Raw genomic sequence first — 2,232 nt, 5'->3', positions numbered from 1 at the left:
GAGGAGGCCGCCGTCGCCGCCGAGCAAACCGCCCAGCAAGCCGTCGTCACCCAGGACACCGCCGAGGAGGCCGCCGTCGCCGCCGAGCAAGCCGCCCAGCAAGCCGTCGTCACCCAGGATGCCGCCGAGGAGGCCGCCGTCGCCGCCGAGCAAACCGCCCAGCAAGCCGTCGTCACCCAGGACACCGCCGAGGAGGCCGCCGTCGCCGCCGAGCAAGCCGCCCAGCAAGCCGTCGTCACCCAGGATGCCGCCGAGGAGGCCGCCGTCGCCGCCGAGCAAACCGCCCAGCAAGCCGTCGTCACCCAGGACACCGCCGAGGAGGCCGCCGTCGCCGCCGAGCAAGCCGCCCAGCAAGCCGTCGTCACCCAGCACACCGCCGAGCAGGTCGCCGTCCAGCAGGTTCGCCACGCCGTCGGTGAGGAAGTCCACTTGCGTGTCCACCGCATTCAGCAGCGCCGCCGTCGTTCCCGCGCCGAGCAGCTGGTCGGTCAGCGGGCTCAGCAGGCCGCTCACGCCGTCCGTCACCTGGCCCACCACGCCGTCGACCGGGTCGAGGACGTTGGGGTTGTTCGGGGTGAACACGTCGCCGAAGATCGGGGCCAGCAGGCCGTCGACCACGTCGGTCACGTTGTCGGTGAGGCCGACCACCGGGGTCAGCAGGTCGCCGAGGCCCAGTTCGCCGAGCACGCCGTCGTTCAGGCCGTCGACGATGCCGCCCACGATGCCGTCGGTCGGATCGAGCAGCGCCGGGCCGCCAGGCGTGCCGGGGTTGCCGCCGCCGATGCCGTCCAGGATGCCGCCGAGCAGACCGCCCAGGAGGCCGTCTTCACCGATCAGGCCACCGACGATGCCGTCTTCGCCGAGCAGGCCGCCAGCCAGGCCGTCCGGTCCGAGCAGGCCACCGACCAGACCGTCGTCGCCGAGCAGGCCGCCAACGATGCCGTCGTCGCCCAGGAGACCACCGAGGAGGCCGTCGTCGCCGAGCAGGCCACCCACGAGACCGTCGCCGCCGAGGAGGCCGCCGACGAGACCGTCTTCGCCGAGCACGCCGCCCAGCAGACCATCGTTGCCGAGCAGGCCACCGAGGAGGCCGTCGTCGCCGAGCAGTCCACCCACGAGGCCGTCGTTGCCGAGCAGACCGCCCAGCAGGCCATCGCTGCCGAGGAGGCCGTCTTCACCGAGCAGGCCGCCTACCAATCCATCGTCGCCGAGCAGGCCGCCCAGCAGACCGTCTTCACCCAGGAGACCGCCGAGCAGGCCGTCGCCGCCGAGCACGCCGCCCAGCGGGCCGCCTTCGCCCAACACGCCGCCGAGGAGACCGTCTTCACCGAGCAGGCCACCCAGCAGGCCATCGGCACCGAGCAGGCCACCGGCCAGACCGTCTTCACCCAGCAGGTTGCTGAGCAGGCCGTCTTCGCCGAGCAGACCGCCGACCAGGCCGTCGTCGCCGAGCAGGCCGCCGACGAGACCGTCGTCGCCCAGGAGGCCGCCGATCAGGCCGTCGTCGCCCAGGAGGCCGCCAACGAGGCCGTTCTCACCCAGCACGCCGTCGAGCAGCCCGCCGATGAGGCCGTCTTCGCCCAGCAGGCCGTCCAGGCCGAGGCCCGCGGTCACGCCGCCCAGCGGGCCGTCACCGCCGAGCAGGTTGCTCAGGCCGTCGGTCACGTAGTCGACCTGGCCCAGCAGCGAGCCGAGCAGCGCATCGGTCACGCCTTCGCCCAGGATGTTGTCCACGATGGGGCTGAGCGTCCCGCCCAGCGGATCGAGGATGTTCTCCACGGCGTTGTCCACCGGGTCGAACTCGTTGGGGTCGTTCGGGGTGAATTCGGAACCGAGTAGCGGAGCGAGCACGCTGTCGACCACATCGGTCACACCGTCGACCACACCGGACACGGGCGCCAGGACGCCGCCCAGGCCGAGGGTGTCGTCGATCGCGTCGATTGCACCGTGGACGAGGTTGTCGGCTGGGTCGAGCAGGTGGTCTGCGTCGGCGTCGGCATCGGCATCAGCGTCTGCATCGGCATCGGCATCAGCGTCTGCATCGGCATCGGCATCAGCGTCTGCATCGGCATCGGCATCGGCATCGGCATCAGCATCGGCATCGGCATCGGCATCGGCATCGGCATCGGCATCGGCATCAGCGTCTGCATCGGCGTCGGCATCAGCGTCTGCATCGGCGTCGGCATCGGCATCAGCGTCGGCATCGGCATCGGCATCGGCATCGGCATCAGC

General features: G+C 71.7%; 1 pseudogene. It reads right to left on the bottom strand.

Annotated elements, in window-relative coordinates:
• A pseudogene (locus tag ACSFA7_RS29245) lies at nucleotides 1-2,232 on the bottom strand (hypothetical protein); the annotation flags it as partial.

Origin of the sequence: Variovorax trehalosi, from assembly GCF_051216415.1 — a bacterium.
GTDB lineage: Bacteria > Pseudomonadota > Gammaproteobacteria > Burkholderiales > Burkholderiaceae_C > Variovorax.
The sequence above is the reverse complement of the archived record's forward strand: the minus strand, read 5'-3'. Positions and strand labels throughout refer to the sequence as shown.